General features: G+C 51.7%; 18 protein-coding genes. 13 read left to right on the plus strand and 5 right to left on the minus strand.

The features are described 5' to 3' along the window. Positions 1 to 207: 207 nt before the first annotated feature. On the plus strand, positions 208 to 708 hold the full coding sequence (locus MMC1_RS01095; RefSeq protein WP_011711912.1) for a GlcG/HbpS family heme-binding protein: 501 nt from the start codon (positions 208 to 210) through the stop codon (positions 706 to 708). Positions 709 to 854: 146 nt separating this feature from the next. Here MMC1_RS01095 and MMC1_RS22330 read toward each other — a convergent pair whose 3' ends face one another. Continuing rightward, entirely contained in the window at positions 855 to 1,073 is a 219-nt protein-coding gene (locus tag MMC1_RS22330; RefSeq protein WP_265101283.1) for a hypothetical protein, read from the minus strand. Here MMC1_RS22330 and MMC1_RS22465 point away from each other — a divergent pair. After that, complete coding sequence (locus MMC1_RS22465) at positions 999 to 1,154, plus strand: hypothetical protein (protein WP_407081022.1); 156 nt, start codon at positions 999 to 1,001, stop codon at positions 1,152 to 1,154. The two genes, MMC1_RS22330 and MMC1_RS22465, sit on opposite strands and share 75 nt — an antisense overlap. Before the next feature lie 222 nt (positions 1,155 to 1,376). Here the strand turns inward: MMC1_RS22465 and MMC1_RS01105 are convergent, their stop codons facing one another. Beyond that, on the minus strand, positions 1,377 to 1,589 hold the full coding sequence (locus MMC1_RS01105; protein WP_011711914.1) for a winged helix-turn-helix domain-containing protein: 213 nt from the start codon (positions 1,587 to 1,589) through the stop codon (positions 1,377 to 1,379). Between the two features lie 90 nt (positions 1,590 to 1,679). Beyond that, positions 1,680 to 2,243 carry a MarR family winged helix-turn-helix transcriptional regulator gene (locus tag MMC1_RS01110; protein ID WP_011711915.1) on the minus strand — a complete coding sequence of 188 codons (564 nt, stop codon included), beginning with the start codon at positions 2,241 to 2,243 and terminating at the stop codon, positions 1,680 to 1,682. Positions 2,244 to 2,389: 146 nt separating this feature from the next. Here MMC1_RS01110 and MMC1_RS01115 point away from each other — a divergent pair, with 146 nt between their 5' ends. From MMC1_RS01115 to MMC1_RS19405, 11 genes are all read left to right on the plus strand, one after another. Next, complete coding sequence (locus MMC1_RS01115; protein ID WP_011711916.1) at positions 2,390 to 4,186, plus strand: N-acetylglutaminylglutamine amidotransferase; 1,797 nt, start codon at positions 2,390 to 2,392, stop codon at positions 4,184 to 4,186. Between the two features lie 8 nt (positions 4,187 to 4,194). Then, the gene (gene ngg, locus MMC1_RS01120; protein WP_011711917.1) at positions 4,195 to 5,961 is read left to right on the plus strand and encodes an N-acetylglutaminylglutamine synthetase; all 1,767 of its coding nucleotides are present in this window, start codon (positions 4,195 to 4,197) and stop codon (positions 5,959 to 5,961) included. Positions 5,962 to 5,972: 11 nt separating this feature from the next. Beyond that, the gene (locus tag MMC1_RS01125) at positions 5,973 to 6,182 is read left to right on the plus strand and encodes a hypothetical protein (RefSeq protein WP_041640568.1); all 210 of its coding nucleotides are present in this window, start codon (positions 5,973 to 5,975) and stop codon (positions 6,180 to 6,182) included. 165 nt (positions 6,183 to 6,347) lie between these two features. Further along, the gene (locus MMC1_RS01130; protein ID WP_011711918.1) at positions 6,348 to 6,851 is read left to right on the plus strand and encodes a hypothetical protein; all 504 of its coding nucleotides are present in this window, start codon (positions 6,348 to 6,350) and stop codon (positions 6,849 to 6,851) included. 88 nt (positions 6,852 to 6,939) lie between these two features. Continuing rightward, positions 6,940 to 7,284, plus strand: a complete 345-nt coding sequence (locus MMC1_RS01135) for a DUF4156 domain-containing protein (RefSeq protein ID WP_041640573.1) — start codon at positions 6,940 to 6,942, stop codon at positions 7,282 to 7,284. A gap of 50 nt (positions 7,285 to 7,334) precedes the next feature. Further along, the gene (locus MMC1_RS01140) at positions 7,335 to 8,426 is read left to right on the plus strand and encodes an osmoprotectant NAGGN system M42 family peptidase (protein ID WP_011711920.1); all 1,092 of its coding nucleotides are present in this window, start codon (positions 7,335 to 7,337) and stop codon (positions 8,424 to 8,426) included. Positions 8,427 to 8,625: 199 nt separating this feature from the next. After that, positions 8,626 to 8,859, plus strand: coding sequence for a hypothetical protein (locus tag MMC1_RS01145; protein WP_041640575.1), 234 nt, complete (start codon positions 8,626 to 8,628; stop codon positions 8,857 to 8,859). Positions 8,860 to 8,898: 39 nt separating this feature from the next. Continuing rightward, entirely contained in the window at positions 8,899 to 9,612 is a 714-nt protein-coding gene (locus tag MMC1_RS01150; protein ID WP_143711323.1) for a hypothetical protein, read from the plus strand. Between the two features lie 540 nt (positions 9,613 to 10,152). After that, entirely contained in the window at positions 10,153 to 11,298 is a 1,146-nt protein-coding gene (locus tag MMC1_RS01155; RefSeq protein WP_011711922.1) for a GNAT family N-acetyltransferase/peptidase C39 family protein, read from the plus strand. Positions 11,299 to 11,397: 99 nt separating this feature from the next. Continuing rightward, positions 11,398 to 12,555 (plus strand): M14 family metallopeptidase, encoded by a 1,158-nt coding sequence (locus MMC1_RS01160; protein WP_011711923.1) that lies wholly within the window; start codon positions 11,398 to 11,400, stop codon positions 12,553 to 12,555. A 38-nt stretch (positions 12,556 to 12,593) separates the two neighbouring features. Further along, positions 12,594 to 13,403 carry an RMD1 family protein gene (locus MMC1_RS19405; RefSeq protein ID WP_011711924.1) on the plus strand — a complete coding sequence of 270 codons (810 nt, stop codon included), beginning with the start codon at positions 12,594 to 12,596 and terminating at the stop codon, positions 13,401 to 13,403. 144 nt (positions 13,404 to 13,547) lie between these two features. On the opposite strand, the gene MMC1_RS01170 is transcribed toward MMC1_RS19405, so the two are convergent. Then, positions 13,548 to 13,793: a hypothetical protein gene (locus tag MMC1_RS01170; protein ID WP_011711925.1), complete on the minus strand. Its 246-nt coding sequence runs from the start codon at positions 13,791 to 13,793 to the stop codon at positions 13,548 to 13,550. Positions 13,794 to 13,835: 42 nt separating this feature from the next. Continuing rightward, entirely contained in the window at positions 13,836 to 15,662 is a 1,827-nt protein-coding gene (locus tag MMC1_RS01175; protein WP_011711926.1) for a Na/Pi cotransporter family protein, read from the minus strand. Positions 15,663 to 15,901: the final 239 nt, after the last annotated feature.

Here is a 15,901-nt window from a genome sequence, read left to right on the forward strand (position 1 = left end):
CCCATTCTAGCACACAATAACGTTTAATGGGGATTTTCCAGGTTAGGATTGGGTTTTATAAGTCGGTTTAAGGGTTAGGGTTATTACCTGACCCTCTCTGCCAAGCTTGGTTTGTAGACGGGCATGGGGTACACAAGATAGGTGGCGGCATGCCATGTAGCCCTGAACCGGTCCCGTTGGGCCATTTTCCCTTGGGAGGAGTGTTTCATGAAAAAACAAATCGTTATAGCATTAGCAGCGGCGGCAATCCTGGCGCAAACGCCTGTTTACGCAGGAGAAGAGGCTGCCGTTGTACCCTTGAAAAAAATGACCTTAAAAACCGCCTCCACCATCGCCCACAAGGTGATTGAGGCGTGCCGTCTTAAAGGTGTGCAGATTGGGGTTACGGTGATGGACCGGGATGGCATTCCCCAAGCGATTTTGCGGGATACCGTTGCCCCCCCCATTACCCTGACCATCTCCAAAGGCAAAGCCTATGCCGCCGCCATGTTCCGTGTGCCCAGTTCTCAGTTGAGCCAACGCGCCCAGAGCCCCATTGGTCGGGTGCCCGGGGTAGTGATGTCGGCGGGGGCCATTCCGCTGGAGGTCGGCGGGATCTTTTTGGGGAGTGTTGGGGTATCGGGCGCCCCCTCTGGCGAGACCGACGAAGCATGTGCCAAAGAGGGTGCCCAAGGGGTGCTGGATGAGCTAGAGATGTCCATGATGTAAAGTGGGGTACCACGCCTATCCCTAGGGCATGCCGCACGACCCACCCTCCGATGTTTAGCATCGCGGAGGGTGGGTATCTGTTGCCACCAAATGGGGCGATGGGTCTCATAGATTGGCAGGGCCATGGTGACAGAGAGCCGGTTGCCTTAGCTGAAGAAGCTCGCGTCAATTTTTTTGATGTATAAAATCTCTTCATCCAGACAGCCGACACTGTAACGCACCATTAAGTCCGCAAATTGGTTGCCATCAATCAACGTGATAAAGGTAGTGACGGCATTGCATATAGATCCGTGCGTCATCCTGGAGGAGAGTGCGTTGCCGTTTTCTGGCCCGATGTTGTGACCATCCCCATACAGGGACCGCACATACAATTCCACTGGAATGGGCAACAGATAGACCAATATTTCTCATACGCGGATGAACCGTGGATAAAGCTGATATCGTAAGTTGAAATGTGGAGCTAAAAGCTGGGGCATTGAGCATCGTGTGATGTTACGCGAAGCGCATACAAGCAGGGGAAGGGATCCCCGCTTGACGGTTCCAAATCGGGTTTGGGATTTTTATCCTTACCATTGTCTCTAAACAGACTAAATTTTTCATATTTTCTTAAATAGGCAACATCTTTTTATCATGGGTCTCCGCTAAAGCCTGTTGACCTGCGGGGGTAATCATAAAATGCGCCCGGCGTGGCGCTGAAACCAACCCCGCTTGTAAGAGATAAGACTTGCCCATTGAACGCGTTTAGAGATAACCGCCTGCTTGCCACTGGGCAGCAGAGTGCGTTTCTCTTCGTCCGTTAAACCAAACCGATTGGCTATCCGCTCCACAGCATCACCAATACGTACCTCACCCTCTGCTGCAAGTTCTAGCACATGGCGCATAAGTATTTGATATTCATGAATAACTTATCCTATTCAAATAAGCGGATAAAATTTTAAAAGTCGTGCCATTCTACGCGATTAGTGGCGATTTTACTCCCACTCTTCTTCGATGGTGGGGGGCTCTTCTTTGTCCATGCGAATGCCCTCAATGGCTTCCGAACGGCTTACCTCCACCAGTAGCGGTGTGGTGGAGAGCAGTTGGGCGGCCTCTAGCGAATCGGCCCCCATCATGTCGGAGATGTGTAGCAGGGTGGTCAAAATGCCCAACTGCTCATGTTCAGCCAGGGCATTAAACTTTTGCACAAACGATTGTTGCAGAAGGGGCGGGGCCTGCGCCAATAACTGCTCCGCTTTGGGGGTGGCCTGTAACCAAAAGCGGCGGCGGTCACCTTCATCCCGTAGACGGGTGATCAAACCTTTGCTCTCTAGCCGCGCTAAAATACCACTAATGGTGCCCTTACTTAAATGGACCTGTTTGGCCAATTCTGCCCCGGTTATGCCACCTCTTTGCAAAATTTCACTCAAAATGATCGCTTGCGGCCCCGTCAAATCGTGCTGGGCAACCAGATAGCGAGAGTGCATATCAATGGCACGAATAATCTTGCGTAGGGTCATCAGGACGCGATTGGTAACCTGCTGCGGGGCAACGGACATCGTAAAAATTACTCCATCCCAAAGTGAAATAAACGGCGTATCATACCCCAGTTGTGCGTGCAAAAGAAATGGTTTCAACTGGAATCAGTTGACACGGGAACGGTGCTATCATAGTTTGTGTAGAAACTAATTTACGAGGATCTTCTATGTGCGGTATCTGTGGGGTAATGTATTTCCAACCTCAAACACCCCAACCAGCGATGCTGGAAAAAATGGTCGAAAAACTCCACCAGCGTGGCCCCGATGGTGGAGGGATTGAAATAGACGGGCAGCTTGGTTTGGGCCATAGGCGTTTGAAAGTTATTGACCTATCTGAAAATGGTCATCAACCCATGCAGGATGATGCGCTGGGCCTGACCATTGTGTTTAATGGGTGTATCTATAACTACCAAGCACTGCGTCAATCCCTGCTGGAGCTGGGCTACAGCTTTTTTTCAACCAGTGATACCGAGGTTATCTTAAAGGCGTACCATGCTTGGGGTTGGCAGTGTGTGCAGCGCTTTAATGGCATGTTTGCGTTTGCCATTTACGAGCGGCAGAGCGGTAGAGTGGTGTTGGCACGGGATCGACTTGGGATTAAACCCCTCTATATCCATCAAGATAAATCCCATTTGCGGTTTGCTTCGAGCATTCCGTCACTGTTGGCGGGGGGGGGCATCACAACCACCCTTGACCCCATTGCCTTACACCATTTTCTCTCTTTCCACAGTGTGGTACCCGCACCCCGTACGCTGTTACAACAGGTGCAAAAACTACCCCCGGCAACCGTACGTATTGTGGAGAAAAACGGTTCTGAAACGAACCATACCTACTGGAACCTCCAGATGGGTCCCCAGGCGGGTGATGCAGAGCGTACCGAAGCGGAGTGGCAACAGCTGTTGGATCAAGCGCTCAGGGCGGCGGTATCGCGGCGCTTGGTGGCCGATGTGCCGGTGGGGCTGCTGCTCTCTGGGGGGTTGGATTCCAGCTTGATGGCGGGGCTATTGGTGGAGTCAGGGCAGTTGAGCCGTGGTGGCTTGTCAACCTTCTCCATCGGTTTTGAACAAGCCGGTGGTGAAGAGGGGGATGAGTTCCAATACTCGGATATTGTGGCGGCTCATTTTGGCACGGATCACCATAAAATTTTCATTGAAACCAACAACCTGCCCGAGCTGTTAAGGGAAACCGTACGGGCTATGTCTGAACCCATGGTCAGCCATGATGCGGTGGGCTTTTATCTGCTATCCCGCGAAGTGGCCAAGCATGTCAAAGTGGTACAGAGTGGGCAGGGTGCCGATGAGGTGTTTGCAGGGTACCACTGGTACCCCAAGGTAGATGCCGGTCAAGATGCCTTTCAAGATTATAGAAAAGCCTTCTTTGACCGCAGCCATGAAGAGTGCTGCGAGATGGTCCATCGCGACATTGCCGCCGCTTGGCAGCAAGATTATAGCAGCGCGTTTGTGGAGTCTTGGTTTGCCCACCCCCATAGCGGCACAGCGGCGGTGGACAAGGCGTTGCATCTGGACCAAAACATCATGCTGGTGGACGATCCGGTTAAGCGGGTAGACAACATGACCATGGCTTGGGGGTTGGAGGCCAGGGTACCCTTTCTGGATCATGAATTGGTGGAGTTGGCCGCGCGTATTCCGGGCCATCTCAAACTGCAACAGGGGGGGAAGGGCATTCTAAAAGAGGTCGCCCGCCCCATTATTCCCCATGCGGTGATTGATCGTGCCAAGGGCTATTTCCCCGTGCCTGCGCTCAAACATATGGATGGCCCGGTACTGAAATTGGCCAAAGAGGTGTTGACCTCGCCACGCGCCACCCAAAGAGGGTTGATCCAACCCAGCTATATAAACCGTCTGTTGGATCATCCAACCCAGCACATAACCCCGCTGCATGGCTCCAAACTATGGCAGTTAACCCTGTTGGAGCTATGGTTGCAGACCCATGATATACACTAAGGAACGTGATGGCTGCTGACCAGAGTGATACCCGCCTGTTTGTACAGGCCACATTAGCCTCCCTCAAAAACTGGGGGGAACCCCATGACTCCACAGCGGCCATGTTGGATGAGGCGGTCATTGACTGTGGCTGGGGTAAACTGGTGTTTGGTCAGACGTTTAGTGACAATCAGGCGCTCTGTCAGGCCATGCGTGCCGAACAACCAGGACAGCGTAATGTGGCGCTCTATCTGCGGGATCCCCATGTGGTGCTCTCCCTCTATCCACAAGAGCTGTTCCTGGACCCCTCACACACCTACCGGCTGGCGTTGACGCAAGATCCTTGGCAGGATTTTACGCCGCCAGCCGCACTGAGTATCCTTCCCATCCGTGGGGAACAAGATATGGCGGTGGTACGGCAACTCTACGAAACCCGCCGTATGGTGCCACCAAGAGCGGGCTTTCGGTTGGATGGGCAGGAGGGCTGCGCCCCCCTGTTTTTGATCGCCATTGATGAGCAGAGTGAGCAGATTGTGGGGGTGGTGAATGGGGTAGACCACCGCTGTGCGTTTAATGATCCAGAAAATGGGTCCAGTCTGTGGGCCTTGGCGGTGGATCGCAAGACAGCCATTGGTGGTGTGGGTGAGGCACTGGTACGTGCCTTGGCCCATCACTTTTGGCAGCAGGGCCGCGGTTATATGGACCTGTCGGTGATGCATGATAACGAACAGGCCATCGCACTCTATAACAAGTTGGGTTTCAAGCAGATCCCGGTTTACTGTTTAAAAAATAAAAACCCCATCAACGAGCGACTCTTTTCTGGTCCGGCCCCTGAGGCCAATCTCTCTATCTACTCCCGTATTATTGTGGATGAAGCCCGCCGTCGCGGTATTAGTGTCGAGGTGTTGGATCAAAGTTTAGAGCTGTTCCGCCTGAAACTTGGGGGTCGAACCGTGTTGTGTCGGGAGTCCCTGAGCAGCCTGACCAGTGCCACCGCCATGACCGTGTGTGACAATAAGCGGCTCACCAGTCGTCTACTCAAAAGTGCCGGTTTGCAGGTTCCAGAACAGATGGTGGTGGGTAAGGGGGAGCGGGTTGAAAACTTTTTAGCGCGGCATGGTGCGGTGGTGGTTAAGCCGGTGCGGGGGGAACAAGGCCGGGGAATCAGTGTCGATGTGCGGGATCTGACCAGTCTGGAGCAAGCCATTGCCAAAGCCCAGCAAGAGGGGGATGGTGAGCAGGTGTTGCTGGAACGGCTGGTGGTGGGGGACGATCTGCGCATCATTGTAATCGGGCATGAGGTGGTGGCCGCTGCCGTTCGTAAGCCTCCGATGATCCGGGGCGATGGTCACTCCAATATTGCAGCGCTCATCCAACGGCAAAGTCGCCGCCGTGCTGCCGCAACCGAAGGGGAGAGTCGCATTCCCCTCGATGGTGAAACCCAACGCTGCGTCCAAGAAGCGGGGCTGGAGATGCATAGCATCCTAGATAAAGGGCAGCAGCTTTTGGTGCGACGAGCGGCCAATCTACACACCGGTGGTACCATTCATGATGTGACAGAGCAGTTGCACCCTGCCTTGCGTGAAGCGGCTGAGCAGGCTTCCATGGTATTGGATATGCCTTTGGTGGGCTTGGATTTTTTAGTACCCGATGTGCAGGGTCCCGACTATGTGATCATTGAGGCCAATGAACGCCCAGGGTTGGCCAATCATGAGCCCCAGCCAACCGCTAAACGCTTTATCGATATGCTGTTTCCACAAACCACGCTGCCCCGCTGCGTATCAACCGAAGCCTAGGAAAGAGACCCATGCGGCATCGATGGCAAACCAGCAACCGTTACCGTTCTGCCAATCTCCATCGTGGTGGGTCTTACCGCGGGGAACGCGCACGCCTTATTAAACGCATGGTTGGTTTGGTGTTATTGGTGGGTTTGGCCTACGGGGTAATCGACCGCTACTGGCAAGATCCTCAACCCCAACAGCATTACGAGGTGCTGCAAGGCACCGGTGTTTCTTAGCCCCTAGAACAAAGCAACAGGGGCATTTTTGCGCGTCGGCGGCTCTAGAGCAAGGCAGACAGCTACCACGCAAATGACCTAAATGATGGGTGCCATGGATGAGGGTGCCATCAATAACCCAGCTAAAATCAAGCGGAAGAGACCAGTATAAAGGGAGAAGCATCAATGCCTTGGTTTAAAATTTTGTTATTGCTGAGTATGGTTGGTTTGGTTATGCCTGCTCAAGCGGCCACCCGTCATAAAATTTACTATGAGCAAGGCCCCTATACGGTGCGGCAGTATAAGGTGGATGGCAAACGGGTGTGCAAATTAGAGATCACCTTCTCCAAAAAAGGCAATGCCATGGCCTATTTGGGACTGTTTAACTCGCCCCACTTTTTTGGTGAGCTGTTTACCGAACGGCGCACCGTGGGTGAGGCCAAAAGTAACCTACGCATCGGTTTTGATGGCAAGCGCAAAATGCGCATTAACTTTGCCAAAGAGAGTGCAGGCCGGGAAGAGGTGTGGCGTTGGCGCTATTTTGAGGTGCCTGCTGATCTACTAAACCAAGCGGCGAAGGGACGCTCCATGCAGTTGGCGTTCTATAATGGCAGCCACATGTTTGAGTTTGAACTCTCCCTAAAAGGCAGTTCCAAAGCCATACGTATGCTTAAACGCTGTGATCGGTAGGGCTAGCCAAGGTATGAGAAGCCGCTCCTTACCCAAGCGATCTATAGCGTGCCCGGTTGGGCTTTGGCAAAAATGCAGGCGGGGGAGCATGGCTGCGACGCTGGTGTTGGCGTCTCTTATCCCAATTGCTCTGCTAAGTGGCTGTGTCAATGGGCTTATAGGGGCGCAGAGACCGGTTGCCCATGGGCCAGACGCGCAGCCAACGGTGGTGGTAGTGCCCCAGCGTCCTACCCATTGTCAGACTCTAGATATGGTCGAGGGGGCCGGAGCCGCCAGCGGTCAAGGGCGTCAGGGTGCCCTAGAGGATGTCAAACGGCTGGCCCGCTTACGGGGGGGTAACCATATCTGGATTGTGCAGGAGCAGCAGAGCACCTATACCCTCAACCACTATGTAACGGCTGAGATATTTAAATGTCCCATCCCCAAAAAATAGGCTAGGGCAGGGTGGCTAATGGGGTGAGCAACCGAGGGTAACAGGCCAAGATGAGCGATCAACACGCGAGTAACGCGCCTATCATCAATACAGACTATCTGCTTGAAACGCTGCTGACACTGTTGACCATTCCCAGTCCATCGGGCATGACCGATAAAGTGGTGCGGTGGGTGTGCCATGAGTTAACCCAATTGGGGGTGGAGTATGAGTTGACCCACCGGGGGGCGATTCGCGCCACGCTACCGGGTAAGGATGAAAAGCGGGTGCGCGGCGTGGTGGCGCATCTGGATACCCTGGGCGCTATGGTGCGGGAGCTCAAAGGCAATGGGCGTTTAAGTGTTTCGCCCATTGGTCATTGGAATGGCCGTTTTGCCGAAGGGGCACGGGTGACATTAATGGCGGAATCGGGCCGCCATATGCGGGGTACGCTGCTGCCCTTAAAGGCATCGGGGCATGTCTATAATGAGGCGATTGATAGCCAACCTGCCGGTTGGGACTATGTAGAGTTACGGCTGGATGAGCGGGCGCAATGCGTTGCAGATTTGATGAAGCTGGGTGTCCATGTGGGGGATTATGTGGCGGTGGACTCGGCACCGGAGGTGAGTGCGTCCGGTTTTGTCAACGCCCGCCATCTGGATGACAAGGCGGGGGTTGCGGCGATGCTGGCGGCTGTACGAACCATTATGGCACAGGATATCACCTTACCAGCCCCGGTCTACGTCATGTTTACCATCTCGGAAGAGGTGGGGGTGGGGGCCTCCCATATTCTGCATGGAGATATCTCGGAGTTGGTGTCGGTGGATAATGGCACCCTGGCCCCGGGACAGAACACCTGTGAGTTTGGGGTGACCATTGCCATGAAAGACTCCAGTGGTCCCTTTGACTACCACCTGACCCACCATCTGCTGGATCTGTGCAAAGAGCACGCGATTATGCACAGCCGTGACGTGTTTCGGTATTACCGTAGCGATGCCGCCGCAGCTTTGGAAGCGGGGAATGATATCCGTACGGCGTTGGTCTGTTTTGGGCTGGATGCCTCCCACGGTTATGAGCGTATTCATATGGATTCGTTGCATGCCTTGGCCGCGCTGCTCTTTTACTATATGAACCACCAGTTGCCTGTGCCAGATCGCGGTATGTAAGGTGATTGGTGTCCGGGGGGAATGGCACTAAGTTAAGGCGATTTAGCAAAAATCGAACTTTGCATGACGACCGTGAGGAGAGCTAAGTGATTTTCTAGGGATCATGTTTGAGGCCAACGGTTTTTCATTGACATCAGATACATCCTTCCCCAATACTTCCCGGTCGGAGTGTGATTGAGTTCCATTCGAGAGGATAACAATGAACCTGTCTGATAAGACAACGGCAATCCTCAAAAAAGCTTTGAAGATGGGAAACCTCTCTGAGGTTGCCAATAAGCCGTACAAGGATCTTCCTGATAAAATTAGCTATCAGGAACTAGCCTCTTATGCATCGAAGGGGCGTGGCTCGGTGCGGCTTGCGACTGGAAGGTTTTTTAGTCCTGAAGAGTCTAAGGCATGGGCTGACAAGGTCCGTCACTTAAACCTCCCTTAATTTATGGAAAGCCGAGAGAACTCGCCTCAAGAGCATGGATTGTCGCAAGATGATATTGATGCGCTCAGGATGCTTGCTGAAAGATATGTCCAGATCAAAGTTTTTATAGCTTATGCCGAAGAAATTCAAGTAGATCATAAAGCCGATATATTAGTATATAAAGAGCTTCGGGATGGCATGGACCATCTTATGCGGGTTCTTTATCATCGCCTCTCAGCTCAGTCAGCAGATATAGAAGACCTGGATGGCTATAGAGATATAAATATCGGAAAATCAATAGGACATTTGTATAGGGCAGCATTCGATGCTCTAGACGCCACTATTCTTTCCTTACGAGAGCATATCAGTGCGAATTTAAGTGGATATACGATGGAGACAGTTTCAGATGTTATTCCTAATTACTATATGCTTAAAATTAAACTTAACCAGTTAACTAAGCAGGCTGCGGATAGGCGTGGCAAAAAAGACATCGGCAGAATTACAGACGATACTTTTGATCAATACGTTCAGGATGTGGATGAATTAAAGAAATTGCATGAATCAGTCTTGTATGCTGGTCAAGAACTGTGTGAACATAAAAAAAGCTTGAAGATCAAAAAATGGAAAGACATTATCTGGAGTCTATTCTTGGTCATCTTCGGTGTCATCTTCGGTATAGCAGTAAAAGCTGGTTACGATTATTTGCAGCCAACCCATGTGGAGAGCACAAAACAGGCTGTTCAAGAAAGCAATTTTTCCTCAAAAATAGAGTAATATCCTGCCATGGGACCAGCTCGGCCATCCGCGACAAGAGTGCCAATGCACCCACCGTTTGATAATCCAGCTCTTGGGGCGGCATAAACCGAGAGAAACAATCCTCCAGTTGTGTTAATGAATGACGTCAAATCCTCCCGCAGGCATCAGCCAATTTTTGAGTGCTGGAACAGGTTATGGTGTCTAAAACAGACAAGGACACTCTGCGGAGAGATAACGTATAATTGCCCATGCACGATTATTCCATTTTCAGCACTTTTTGGCATCCTCTTGATTTGTGCCAGATCGCGGTATGTAAGGAGATTGGTGTCCGGCTCCTAGCTGAGCATGGTTGGTAACCACAGGGGTGGAAAAAAGCCATTTTTAGCCAAAATGTGATAGTATGGTGGGCAATCAAGGGTAGCTTACAGTGGGTTTGGGTTGTTTTTTGTTGCCATAAGATTAAGTTAAGTTATATGTCGTTGGTTTGGTCTTTGAGAACACAACATTGTGTTGATCGAATGGGTCCCCGTTTACACCTTGGGTGAGGTTCCACACACCATGAACAGCTGTGTGATGTCCAGGGTGCGCCCTGCCACGCTAGAAGATCTGTCGGCCTTGGTTGCGCTGGAGCGAGCCTGTTTTAGCCGGGACCGCATCAGTCGTCGCAGTTTTCGCCACTTTATTCAACGTGCCCATGCGGTTTTTCTGGTCGCAGTAGAAGAGAACCACACCCTCTCTGGTTATGGGGTGCTGTTGTTGCGCCGTGGTGCCCAACTGGCGCGTATCTATTCCCTGGCAGTCGCCCCGGAGATGCGCGGTGGTGGGCGTGCTAAGTTGCTGCTCAAAGCATTGGAAGAGGCCGCCTTAGAACACCGAACCGCCTGGGTGCGGTTGGAACTGCATCAAGATAATGAGGCCGCCATTGCCCTTTATCAAAACCGTGGGTACCGACCTTTCGAACGCTTTATTGATAAGGATGAGGGCTTTGCCGAAGCCGTGCGCATGGAAAAATCTCTGTTGCGCAATCTGGAACCGGGGGATACCCCTTGGCCCTATTATGCCCAATCCCTACCCTTTACCTGTGGTCCGGCTTCGCTGATGATGGCAATGGGTGGATTTTTTCCCGAGCTTGCCCTGGATCGTTCGCTAGAGTTGCAGCTATGGCGGGAGTCCACCACCATTTTTATGACCTCTGGGCATGGTGGCTGTGGACCCCACGGCCTGGCTGTGGCAGCCCTGCACCGGGGTTATGAGGTACGCATCCATACCTCTGTGGGTAAAGATCTGTTTGTGGATTCGGTTCGCCACCCGGATAAAAAATCGGTGATTCGGCTGGTGGAGAGCAATTTTATCGATGTGCTGCACCAGCATGACGTCAACGTGCAAGAAGAACCCATGACATTAGAGGAAATCTCCGCAGCCCTAGAGGCGGGTTGGGCGGTGTTGGTCTTGATCAGCGCCTACCGACTCTCCGGTAGCAAAGCGCCCCATTGGGTGATTGTGGCGGCCATTAACCATGGTTTTGTCTATGTTCACGAACCAGATTTGGATGATGAAAAGGGCCAAACCTCCACCGAATGTATCGGCATTCCCATTCCCTGTGAGGCGTTTGTGGGTATGATGAGCTATGGCAAAGCCCGTCAACAGGCCGCTGTGTTGCTGCGTCCACCCCGGATGGAATCCATAACTGTGGACGAGAATTAAGCACCAGCCCCGTAGCATCAACAGTGGGCGCATCATCGTGCAAGGGCATGACCCCGCCCTGTGGGGTTGACGATCTGGTTTTAGATCTTGAGGTTGATTATGGATCATACCGTTCCACTCTCCCTTTACCGACCGCTGCCTGTTGTGGAATCACTGACTGAGCGGCTTTTTCCCGCCACCAGTTACCAACAACTACGGGAGCATTTTTTAGCGGCGGCTAAAGGCTGCCCCCATCGTCACATGGCTTATGTGCATCCTCTGCGTGGTAGTCGTGGCGAAGAGCTGGCGATGGATGTGGTGCGCCTTGGGCATGCCCAGTGCCACGCTACCTTGGTGATTACATCGGCCTGTCATGGGGTGGAGGGGCCTGCCGGCTCGGCCTTACAGAGCGACCTGTTGCGGCATGCTCTGTTGGAGAATCTACCAGCGGGGGTAGAAATTTTACTCATACACGGGCTTAATCCCTATGGTTTCTCCTGGGGGCGGCGGGTGGATGAAAAGGGGGTGGATCTTAATCGAAATTTTGTCGATTTTGCTTCTCCCTTACCCTTCAATCAGGACTATAATGCGCTGGCCGAGGCAATACTGCCCCGGGAATTAAACCCAGCAAGCCTCCAACACGCGCAAGCGCAACGCACCGCCTATCGCCAGCAGCATGGTGAAATTCGCTATGATCATGGGGTGGCTGCGGGTCAATATAGTGATCCCCACGGCCTATTTTATGGGGGGGTTGAGCCCAGTTGGTCCCGCCAGACGCTGGAAAAAATATGGCAGCACTTTGGGTTGACCCAGCGTGTTAAGATTGCCGTGGTAGATATCCATACGGGTATTGGTCCCCACGGTTATGGTGAGCTTATCTGTGATCTACCCCCTGGTGGGGTCGGCAGTCAGCGCGCCCAGCGTTGGTATGGGGCGTCGGTAACCCATCCGGTATTGGGGGGTTCCGCCTCTGGGGTGCGATATGGCCTTACCGACTATGGTTGGTTGGCCGCCTTTGGTGAGCGCTTGAGCTTTGTGACGCTAGAGTTTGGTACCGGTCCCTTTGATACCCTATTGCAGGTTTTGCAAGGGGACCATTGGTGTCACCGACAAAAATTAGCGACGAATCATCCAACCATGCAGCATTGGCGCAAGCAGTTAGAGGATTTCTTTAACCCCCCCTCGGCCAGTTGGCAGGAGATGGTCATCTGGCGTGGGCGGCAGGTGATTCGACAAACGTTGGAAGCCCTCGCTGACCCTTCTAGGCCCACGACCTAAGCGCCAAGCAGGATCCACACAATTGAAGGAATGGTCTGATGTCCAAAGAAGTACACTACGATCTTTCTAACGAAGAATCGTTGATTGCCCAGGCTAGCTATCTTGGGCAACGCATTCAACCCTTGGCGACGGGTACCAAATACCCGTGGCAGCCACCCATGACGGTCAATCCTGAAGGGGGCTTGGTGGTGCTCTATCGGTTTGGCGTGGCGGTGGCTTTTCACACCAGTCCCCCCCGTTTTGAGGGGTTGGTTGAGCAACTTGGGGATCGTTTGGAACCCAGTGAGGAGAATCAACTGCATGAGGAGACGTTGGTACTACAACGTACCACCACAGCCGAACAGGCGGGTCTGCTCAGTCATGGTAAAATGCTGCTCAGCAGTTTTGATACCGACCGACTTAAATTGATCGCCGATGTTTTGGCCAAGAGTGTGTTGTTGGCGGTGTATGAAGAGCAGGTTTCCCAAACCTTAGAAAAGATGGAACCGCTCGGTTTAGCCATGCGTAAGGGTCATACTTTTCCACGCCGGGAACATGGGTTGGTTCAGCATATTGGAGAGGCCTTACATGTACAAAATCGCATGGTTGGCCTGGCTCAAATCGGGGAAAAACCGGAGATGTTATGGGATCGCCCAGATATGGAGGCGCTGTTTAACCGTATGGAACGGGAGTATGAAATTCATGAACGGCAGGCCATTTTGGAGCGTAAATTGGGGCTGATTCAAAATACCGCACAAACCCTGTTAGAACTGCACCAAACCCGCCACGCTCTCTTTTTGGAGTGGGCCATTGTGGTGCTGATTGTCATTGAGGTGGTGTTTACCGTGCAGGAGCACTTTTTTAAATAAGTAAATAGGTGCTGGGGTGAGCATGGTTTAAACCCATAAACAGCGGTAGTCGCGACTCCGGCATGCCCAGGAGCTGTGATCTTTTAACCATTAGGTGGTTGGGCTGGAGCGTGCGTGGGCGTTGGCCAGGGGGTGTGTCTGCCATTAATTTTTAATGCTGCGGCAGATTTTATCGGCCTTTTTCCAATGGGACTGCAAGACGCGCAAATCTTTTTCTAGACGCTTTTTCTTTTTGTCACTGTTTTCGTCAGCAATCTGCTGCTGAAGTTTTTTCTCTTTCTTTTTCAGTTTTTTCAAGACTTCCTGCATGTCATCGCACTGCTGTTTTTTTTTGGATTTGCTTGAATCAAAAAGATTTTTCAGCCGTGTTACAATTTTTGACATGTCCATGGTTGGGCCTCCTGATCAAGGGATGACGTGGAGGCCAGCGGTTCATTGGGTTGGCTTACCGCCATGGTCCATCACCGCTTCCAACTCGTCATCCGAGAGAGAAATGGCCTGTTCAGCCTCACGCAGTCGCTCTTCATTAAACGGCAGAAAAACCGTTTCAGCAACCTGAATCAACCGTTTGGCAATATCATAGGCATAAGCGCTATCATTCATCAGTGAGGTTGCCATGGTATCGGTAATGCGTTTTTCGCGAATGAGCGAATCCAAAACATCATTGGCGAGCACATCACTCTCTTCAATACGCACCCGCAGGGTGTCCAGGGAGAGCACGGTTAGGGCATCGTTTTGGGTAGCGGCTTCTTGACGGATCTCGTGCAATGAGCGAAACAGATCAAGCATTTGCCCACGAATTTTGTCGTACTCATCGCGTATGGCTAAATTATCCCCATCGGCATAGCGGACCAAATTTTTACGCATATGTTTGACATCCTTAACCGCTTCGACCACCCGGCGGCAGGCAATACGTTGGTCAAACAGGCGAGAGCTCATCTGCGCAGACATAATAAAATCTGGGGTACTGGAAAACTCGATAATGGTGCCGTAAAGCCCCTTGATGCGCTGTTCATAGTATTGGTCCATATCGGTTGCGACCACTTGGCGACGTATTTTAGCCAAATCGCAGGCATCCATAGGATCCTTAAAATCTTGCGGGGTAAAATTTAGGGCCTGTATGGAGATGCTTACAGCATTATCGTACAGGTGGATAATCTCCATGCGAATGGATTCTAAAAATGCAACGGGAATGGTCCGGTTGGCTTGGTGTAGATAATGGGGTGTGGCCAGCGCATGTTTTTGATCTTTTAAGCGGCTCTCTAGGAAAGTGACCAAAAACCGCAACCACGGTAACATGACCATCAGACCCAAGAGATTAAACAGGGTATGGAAAACAGCCAGTTTAAGGGTGTAATTATCCGCCGCAATGCCTACCAAGGCGCTGGTTTTATCCACCATGAATATAAGCTGTGACATTAATAAGATCGCCAGTAGGCCGGTGAGAATATTAAAAATCAAATGGGCCATAGCCAAGCGTTTACCCGCCGCATTGGCAGTAAGGGAGCCAATGATGGCGGTAATGGTGGTGCCAATATTGGCACCAATGGCGAGGGCTAAGGCGTTTTCATAAGTGATCTGCCCGGCGGCCAGCGCGGTGATAATAAGCACCAAGGTGGCATGGCTGGACTGCATGACCACGGTGGCTAAGATGCCAATACCGGTAAACAGCAGCAAACCTTGCCATCCCCCTACGGCAAAGCGGGCGAGGTCAAAAGCGGATTTAAAGGTCTCAAAGCCTTCCTTCATGTAATGGATACCAAGAAACAGCAAACCAAGCCCCACTAAAATGTAGCCCAATCCACGACCAGCCTTGGTACTTTGAAAGATACCGATAATGCCAAATACCAGCATGGGCATGGCATAAGCGGAGATCTTGACCTTCAACCCCAAACCGGCCACCAACCAAGCGCCGGTGGTGGTGCCCAAATTGGCACCAAAAATAATCCCAATACCCTCTTGTAAACCCAATAACCCCGCACTAACAAAGGAGATGGTAATGACAGAGACCAATGAGCTGGACTGCATTATGGTGGTACTGACAATGCCGAATCCCAAAGATTTCCAGGTGCGATTGGTGGTGTGACGAAGGATTTTTTCTAATATCCCGCCAGAGAAGACGCGAAATCCCTCCTCCATAGAGATCATGCCAAACAGAAAAATGGCAACCCCGGCGGCAATCTCTTTAAAATCCGGGCTCAGCCAAAATCCATAGGCCAGCAGAAGATAGATGATGGGCAGAAAAATCTTACGCAGCATAAAAGTGGCTCTTAATTGAAACGCTGATCAATAGATGTGGGAACAATAGAGCAGGTAGCAGCGCATGGCCTGTTAGAGAGGCGCTCTATTCTGTACAAACATATCAATATCTCCACGTCATTGTCACATAAAATTTACAAAATGTATGCGGTCATTTAATATGCGTGTGATCTAGGCGAGAGTCTAGCCAGACGATGGTGAGCCTTAACGTGGCATAAAATGTTTTAGTTAATAAATAA

Origin of the sequence: Magnetococcus marinus MC-1 (genome assembly GCF_000014865.1) — a bacterium.
GTDB lineage: Bacteria > Pseudomonadota > Magnetococcia > Magnetococcales > Magnetococcaceae > Magnetococcus > Magnetococcus marinus.